The organism is Candidatus Methylomirabilota bacterium, from assembly GCA_036005065.1.
Classification (GTDB): Bacteria; Methylomirabilota; Methylomirabilia; order Rokubacteriales; family DASRDR01; genus DASYQW01.
In genome coordinates, this window is sequence record DASYQW010000125.1 from 1 (window position 1) to 7,322 (window position 7,322).

At 71.1% G+C, this 7,322-nt stretch carries 7 protein-coding genes; 2 read left to right on the forward strand and 5 right to left on the reverse strand.

Features of this window, described 5'->3' with window-relative positions; translation table 11 throughout:
* The 4 genes from VGW35_09055 to VGW35_09070 all read right to left on the reverse strand — a co-directional run.
* Positions 1-228: DUF2848 family protein (locus tag VGW35_09055; protein ID HEV8307805.1), on the reverse strand; the 228-nt coding region annotated here is incomplete at its 3' end.
* Positions 229-237: 9 nt separating this feature from the next.
* On the reverse strand, positions 238-1,434 hold the full coding sequence (locus tag VGW35_09060; GenBank protein HEV8307806.1) for a CoA transferase: 1,197 nt from the start codon (positions 1,432-1,434) through the stop codon (positions 238-240).
* A 47-nt stretch (positions 1,435-1,481) separates the two neighbouring features.
* Positions 1,482-1,721, reverse strand: coding sequence for a hypothetical protein (locus VGW35_09065; protein ID HEV8307807.1), 240 nt, complete (start codon positions 1,719-1,721; stop codon positions 1,482-1,484).
* 74 nt (positions 1,722-1,795) lie between these two features.
* Positions 1,796-2,773: a YihY/virulence factor BrkB family protein gene (locus VGW35_09070; protein HEV8307808.1), complete on the reverse strand. Its 978-nt coding sequence runs from the start codon at positions 2,771-2,773 to the stop codon at positions 1,796-1,798.
* A gap of 210 nt (positions 2,774-2,983) precedes the next feature.
* On the opposite strand from VGW35_09070, the gene VGW35_09075 reads away from it, so the two are divergent.
* On the forward strand, positions 2,984-3,196 hold the full coding sequence (locus VGW35_09075) for a hypothetical protein (protein HEV8307809.1): 213 nt from the start codon (positions 2,984-2,986) through the stop codon (positions 3,194-3,196).
* 52 nt (positions 3,197-3,248) lie between these two features.
* On the opposite strand, the gene VGW35_09080 is transcribed toward VGW35_09075, so the two are convergent.
* Complete coding sequence (locus VGW35_09080) at positions 3,249-6,830, reverse strand: ABC transporter ATP-binding protein (GenBank protein HEV8307810.1); 3,582 nt, start codon at positions 6,828-6,830, stop codon at positions 3,249-3,251.
* 246 nt (positions 6,831-7,076) lie between these two features.
* On the opposite strand from VGW35_09080, the gene VGW35_09085 reads away from it, so the two are divergent.
* Complete coding sequence (locus VGW35_09085; protein HEV8307811.1) at positions 7,077-7,205, forward strand: hypothetical protein; 129 nt, start codon at positions 7,077-7,079, stop codon at positions 7,203-7,205.
* Positions 7,206-7,322: the final 117 nt, after the last annotated feature.

A 7,322-nucleotide genomic window follows, 5' to 3' on the forward strand; every position in this document is an offset into this window, starting at 1 on the left:
GACGAGCTCCACCTCGAACCGTTCTCCGCAGGAGAGCTCGCCGCCGAGGAGCTCCAGGGTGCCCGAGTAGATCACCGTTCCCCAGAGCTCCCCCGCGACCCGGTCCCGCACCCGGGCCAGCAGGTCGTCGGGAGCCAACAGTCGGCCGAGCCGGCCCTCCTGATAGAGGCGGCGGGTCCCCTGCACGGTGACGTGACTCGAGAGCGCCGAGACCTTCCGCGTCGTGATACGGGTCCCTCAGATCACTCCATCGCGCCGAAGCTGGGCGATGTCGTCGCGCGTCCGGCCGAGCATCGTCAGCACCTCATCGGTGTGGCGGCCGAGGGTCGGGGCCACGGTGCGGACGACCACCGGGCTCTCCGACAGGCGCACCGGCGTCCGGACGTGAGGCACCGCCCCCAGCTCCGGGTCCTCGACCGAGACCACCATCGCCCGATGACGCACCTGGGGATCGGCAAAGAGCTCGGCGTAGCTGTACACGGGACCGCAGGGGACCCCGGCTTCGTCCAGGACGGCGATCCAGTGCGCGGTCGGCCGCGTCGTCAGCACGGCCTCCATCTCCTTCTCCAGCGCGTCCCGATTCGCCAGGCGGTCCGGGCCTCGGGCGTAGCGCCCGTCGTCGGTCCACTCGGGATGCCCGAGCGCCCGCGCGCACCGCTCCCAGATCGGCTGGCTCGCCGCCCCGATCATCAGGTAGCCATCCTGGGTCGCGAACCGCTGGTACGGGGCGTTCTGCCGATGCCGTGACCCCTGTCGGGTCGGCTCTCGATGGTCGACCAGCCAGCCGGCGCTCGTCCACGAGCCGAAGCCGAGCGCCGTCTCCAGGAGCGAGCACTCCACCCGCTGGCCCCGCCCCGTCCGGCCCCGCTCGTAGAGGGCGCTCAGAATGCCCTGGACCGCCCACATCCCCGTCCCCAGATCGCAGATGGGGAGACCCACCGAGGTCGGCGGCCCGTGCGGCTCCCCGGTCACGTGCATGATCCCGCCCAGGCCCTGGGCGATCAGGTCGAATCCACCCTTGTCGCGATAGGGGCCGTCGTACCCGAAGCCGGAGAGCTGGGCGTAGATGAGCCGCGGGTTCTCGCGGATCAGCACGTCGTAGCCGAGGCCGGCCCGCTCCATCACACTCGGGCGGTAATTCTCCACCAGGACGTCCACCCGCGCCACCAGCTGGAAGAAGATCTCCCGGCCCCGGGGCTTCTTGTAATCGAGGGTCATGCTCCTCTTGTTCCGGTTGATGTACCGGAAATAGGCGTTCCGCTCGCTCCCGTCGCCCATCTTCCGCGAGGAGTCCCCCGTTCCGGGTCGCTCGACCTTGAGCACGTCGGCGCCCATGTCGGCCAGAATCATGGTGCAGAACGGGCCGGCCATGTGCTCGGTCAGGTCCAGCACCGTGAGCCCGTGCAGAGGGCCCGGTCGGTCAGTCGGGGTCATGCCGCCTCCCGTCGCTTCGCCGTTCGTCAGTCATCCGGATCGCCCGATCACGTCCGCTTCGCGTACCCTCCCATCCGACGCTTCGCCCGGTCGCCGGCCCGCCGGACGGCTTCGCGCGCCGAGGTCCGGGCCGATCCGCTCGGTGTCACCTTGTGGGCGATCACGGTGTAGAGGTCCTCCTTCTCCAGGAGGATCTGATAGACGTCGAAGTCGTCCTGGGCCAGGGTGTTCAGGTCCGCCGCGAGCGTGGCATAGGTACTCCGCACGACCTTCCACGTCAGCGCCATCCGGCCTCCAGTCCTAACGGCACCCAGTGCCAGTCTCATGCCACCTCCCCACCCTCCACATCAAACGCCTCCGGTCACGTCGCGGTGCGCCGATCCACGCGGCCTCCGGAGCGGGAAACCTTCACCGAGCGCAACTTGCCCGAGGCATTGGCCTCGGGGTGACCACGGTCGGCCGCGGCTCCCTCGATCTCGGCATTGACCTCGGCTCCGAGGAGGAGCACCAAGGCCGTCACGTAGAACCACAGCAGCAACAGGATGACGCCGCCAATCGAGCCGTACGTCGCGTTGTAGTCGGCCACCTGGCTCACATACAGCCGGAGCGCGAGTGAGGCCCCGAGCCAGACGGCCAGCGCCACGACCGAGCCTGGCGTGATCCACCGCCACCGCTGCCCGGCGGCCGGGGCGAAATGATAGACGAGCGCGACTCCGGTCAGGACCAGCGCCATGAGGACAGGCCAACTCACCACGCTCCAGACCGCCGTGAACAGTGACCCCAGTCCGATCCGGGCGGCCACTCGCTCGCCGATCTGCGGGCCAAACACCATCAGGAGCAGGGCGGTCACCGTGAAGAGTGCAAATCCCGCGGTGAGGATGACGGCGAGCAGCCGCCGCTGCCACCAGGGGCGCGGGTCCTCGATGTCGTAGACGATGTTCAGAGCGGCCATCACAGACGCCATGCCGCTCGAGGCCGACCATAACGCGATGACGGCCCCAACCGAAAGCAGACCGCCATGGGCGCCACGCACGACCTCTCGGACTGTCTCTCGCAGGAGCGACGCCGCGTCCGGCGGCAAGACCTGGTCGAGATAGCGCAGCAGGCGGCCGATGAGGTGCGATCCGGGGAACAGGCCGACCACGGCCGTCAGGACCAGGAACGCGGGGAACAGCGAAAACAGAAACCAGTACGACAGGGCTGCCGCTCGCACGGGGATCTCGTCCTCCCCGATTCGACGGTAGAGCCGCCGGCCGAGGTCGCGAACCGAAAGCCCGCCGAGCCGCCATGGTGAGAGGTGGCGGCCGGCCGGGAAGCGCGTGACGCGGGCTCTCGTCATGGAGGGGCTCGGCGAGGTGCCCTCCGGGGCGATGCGGTCGCGAAGGCCGTCATCGAAGGGACGCGGCGGTCACTCATCTGGAGCCGGACCAATTTCTAAGATTGAGGGCGGAGCCGGAGGCGTGTCAAGGCACTAACCGTCTCGCCCGGCACGGCGAAGAATATCACCGCGCCCATGCCCGTCCCAAGACAAGCAGAAGGGGGAAGGTCAATGAGACAGCGCAAGGCCGCGACACCGATCATGCCGCCCAGGCCCAGGCTCCCACGGGGGATGGTGACCCTGGCGATTCTCCTCACGCTCGTCACGACCGCCCTGTCGGGCTGCATCCTCGTGCCGGTGGGTTACGGACATGAACACGGGCGGCACTGGGGCCACGGACACGGGTACGGCAGATGGGAGCGGCACCACGACAGCTGGAGATAGCGATGGAGCGGCACCTTTCCGCGCGAGCCGTCGAGGTGCCCCGCCGGGGCGATCAGACGCCGACCCCGAGCTGGCGGGAGACGAGTCGAGCGTAGAAGCCGCCGCGCCAGAGCAGTGTGTCGTGAGTCCCCGTCTCGATGACGCGCCCTTCGTCCAGCACGACGATCTGGTCAGCGGCGCGCACGGTCGAGAGGCGGTGGGCGATGACCACGGTCGTCCGCCCGCGCGCGAGTCGCTCGAGGGCCTCCTGCACGGCCTGCTCGTTCACCGCGTCGAGGTGCGAGGTCGCCTCGTCCAGGATCAGCACCGGCGCGCTCTTGAGGAAGGCGCGCGCGATGGCGACCCGCTGCCGCTGCCCACCCGAGAGCTGGGCCCCGCGCTCCCCGACCACCGTCTCGAGGCCGTCGGGAAGGGTGGCCACCAGCTCGTCGAGGGCCGCGTGTCGGACGGCCTCGAGGATCGCGCCCTCGCTCGCATCGGGCTGGGCCAGACGGATATTCGCCCGCAGCGTGTCGTTGAAGAGGTAGGTATCCTGGGCGACCAGGGCGATCCGGCGGCGGAGATCGTCGAGGCGGTGCGCGCGGAGATCGCGCCCCTGGAGGCGGACCGCGCCGGCCGACGGGTCCCAGAACCGGAGGAGGAGGTGGGCGACGGTCGTCTTTCCGGCCCCGGACGGGCCTACCAGGGCGAGCGTGGTGCCGGCCGGGACCGCGAAGGAGACGTCGAGGAGCGCGGGCCGAGGCCGGCCCGGGTAGCGGAACGTCACGCCGGCCATCTCGAGGGCGGGATTTCCCGCCAGCACGCCCGGTGCGACGCCGGGGCCATCCGTCACCGGAACAGGCTCCGCCTGCACGGCGTGCACGCGGCGCGTGGCGGCGAGCGTGTCGGCCAGCTGCCGGCCGACCTGCGCGATCTCCCACACCGGCACGAAGGCGGACATCGCGAGGAGCGTGAGCATGGGCAGGATCGCCCCGTCGAGTCGGCCTCCGGCGGCCAGGAGGGCGCCGACGGTCGCCACCGCCAGGCCACCGAGCCCCGTCGCGACCTCCTGGAGGGCCGCGTCCCGCGTGAGGTCGCGCAGGAAGGGCATCCGGGCGCGGACATAGGCCTCGGCGCGAGCCGCGAGCTCCGCGCCGCGCGGGCGGACCTGCTGGAATGCGAGAATCTCGGCCAGGCCCTGCACGGTGTCGACGGCGTGGGCGTTGAGCTCGCCGGAGGCTTCGCGGGCGCGCGCGCCGAGCCGGTCGATCCGGCGGCGGCCGAGGATCGGGCTCAGGCCGGCGTAGACGAGCCACGGCACGAGAACCATCGCCATCGGCCAGCCATAGACCGCCACGGTGGCCAGGACGGCGGTGGGGACCAGCACCGCGACGCCCGCCGGCGTGATCGTGTGGGCGAAGAAATACTCGATCAGCTCGATATCGTGCGTGGCGACCCCGACGAGGTCCCCGCTCCGCCGACGCACCAGGTAGGCGGGCGCCAGCGCGTCGAGCTTCTCGAAGAACGTGATGCGCATGTCGGCGAGGAGCCGATAGGCGACGTCGTGGGCGAGCCAGGACTCGAGCCAGTGCAGGATCCCGGCCAGCGGCGCGACGAGGCCCAGGAGGAAGAGCCAGCCCCCGAGCGGTTCGCCCCGCTTGACGGCGAGCACGGTCAAGGCGCTGACGACACCGACACCGATCAGCGCCCCGACACGCGCCACCCCCAGGCCGAATGTGACGGCGAGCTGGCCACGGTGCCCGCGGCTCAAGCCGAGCAGGGTGCGGAGGACCGTGGCCCAGCCGGACCCTTCGGCCCGGAGCACGCCCGTCTCCGGCTCGGAGGGCAGCTCGACAGGGGGCGCGTCGAGGAGCGCAGGACCCGGATCCGGCGAGGACGGGGCGGGGAAGCGGTCGCCGCGGCCTGCCCCATCCATGGCCTGCCTGCCCATCAGCCGGACGTAGGCCCCGCGGTGCGCCATGAGCTCCGCGTGCCTGCCCGACTCGACGATCCGGCCGCCCTCGAGCACGAGGATGCGGTCGGCCCCGACGACGCTCGAGAGACGGTGGGCGATGATCAGCGTGGTGCGGTCGACCATCAGCCGCTCGAGCGCCTCCTGGATGATGACCTCGCTCTCGGCGTCCACTGACGACAGGGCTTCGTCGAGGATGAGGATCGGCGCGTCGCGCAGGAGCGCACGCGCGATGGCGACCCGCTGCCGCTGTCCCTCCGACAGGCGAACGCCTCGCTCCCCGACGACCGTCCGGTAGCCCTGCGGCAGTCGCGTGATGAACTCGTGGGCGTTCGCGGCCCGGGCGGCGGCCTCGAGCTCGGCGGCCGTCGCCTCCCGTCTGCCCATCCGGAGGTTCTCCTCGACGGTCCCGTGGAACAGGTAGGTGTCCTGGTTCACGACGGCGATCTGGCTCCGGAGCTGGTCCAGGGTGAGGGCCCGCGCGTCGTGGCCGCCGACGAGGACGCGACCCTTCTGCGGGTCGTAGAAGCGGAGAAGGAGGCGCGCGATCGTGGACTTCCCGGCCCCGCTCGGGCCCACGATCCCGACCCGCGTGCCGGCCTCGACCGCAAAGCTCAGGTCGGCGAGAGCCGGGCGCCGGCCACCCGGATAGGCAAACGACACGGCCTCGAAGGCCACCGTTGGCGCGAGCGCCGCAGGGTCGACCACGGGACGGGGCGGGTCGAGCACGAGCGGGCGGGCGGCCAGCAGGCGGAGAATGCCCTCGGCGGCGGCGCGGCCGAGCATGCCGCTGTGGAGGAGCACCCGGAGCTCGCGGAGCGGGCGAAACACTTCGACCCCGAGCATCAGGACGACGAGCAGGGCCTCGAGGGTCATCTCGCCGGTCCGGACGCGGTAGGCGCCCCAGCCGAGCGCGACCGCGGCGCCGACGGCCATGCCGGTATCCGTGATCCCGCGGGCCAGCGTGTTGGTGCCGAGAACACTCATCGTGCGACGGAAAAGCTCGTGGGCCCGAATCTGAAGGAGCGCGGCTCGAGCCCGGCTCTGGCCGAAGGCCTTCAGGGTTCCGAGGCCCTGGATCGCGTCGAGATACTCGGCGGCGAAGGCGGCGTAGGCCTGCTGCCGCGCCGCGCTCCGCCGGCTGTCGTGCCGGTGCCAGGCGGCGGGGGCGACGAGGGTCACCAGCGCGGCCACCAGGAGCGTGAGGGCGATGGGCAGATCGACGAAGGCCACGAAGGCGAAGATGAGGAGGGGCGTGAGGGCCGCGACGACGAGCTGGGGGAGGTACTGGCCAAAGTAGATCTCCAGCTGCTGGATGCCCTCCACCATGGAGAGCACGATGTCGCCGGTGCGCTCGCCGCCGAGGGAGGCCGGCCCCAGCCGGGTCACGTGGTCGTAGAGCCTCTCGCGCAGCCTCGCCTGGACACGGGCCGCTGTCCCATGGGCCACCATGCTCCGGACATACTCGAGCGCGCCCCGGAGAACGATGATCCCGGTGACGAGCGCGGCGAGACCCATGACCCGATCGAGCGGCGCGCCGCCGAGGACGCGGGCGAGGAGCCACCCGAGAAGCCCGAGGCGGGCGATGCCGGCGGCGACGGCCAGGATCCCGACCAGCACGGCGGCGGCAATGCGGAGGCGCACGCCCGCGGTGAAGGCCCACAGCCGACAATCGAGGTACACGGCGGCTTCTAGGATAGCGCAGCGACGGTGGGCACCGACGGGGCAGGTGTGACCCGTGCTCGGGCAGAATGCGGGCCCGGCGGGTTCCGGGCAGCAGCTCGTGCTCGGCGACGGCTCGGAGCCAGACATCTTGATCTGTCGCGGCTGAGCGCGCCAGGGTTCGAGTGGATCCGGTAATGGGTTGACGTCCCTCCCCCCGTCGGCTTACCGTCGTGCCACATCTCCAGCTTCGAGGGAGGGCATCCGATGGCCGACAGCCAGCTCATCCTCACCCCCGACGAGCGAGCCACATTCCAGAAGGGTCTCGCTCGCTTCCCCGGCGGCGTGGCGAAGGTCGACGCGTCGTCGCCCAAGACCGAAGGAGGAGCGACATGAGAGAGCATCGGCGGACGCGATGGATGTGGATCGGGCTCGCCGTCACGGTCGCCGCGGGGCTCCCGGTGCTCGACGCAGTCACCGCTCGAGCCCAAGCCCCCCGCCCGGTCACCGGAG

Bases quoted from the DNA above. Each gene is read 5' to 3' on its own strand.
- VGW35_09070 (HEV8307808.1), bottom strand. From the start codon at position 2,773: ATGACGAGAGCCCGCGTCACGCGCTTCCCGGCCGGCCGCCACCTCTCA.
- VGW35_09075 (HEV8307809.1), top strand. From the start codon at position 2,984: ATGAGACAGCGCAAGGCCGCGACACCGATCATGCCGCCCAGGCCCAGG.
- VGW35_09085 (HEV8307811.1), top strand. From the start codon at position 7,077: ATGGCCGACAGCCAGCTCATCCTCACCCCCGACGAGCGAGCCACATTC.
- VGW35_09060 (HEV8307806.1), bottom strand. From the start codon at position 1,434: ATGACCCCGACTGACCGACCGGGCCCTCTGCACGGGCTCACGGTGCTG.
- VGW35_09065 (HEV8307807.1), bottom strand. From the start codon at position 1,721: ATGGCGCTGACGTGGAAGGTCGTGCGGAGTACCTATGCCACGCTCGCG.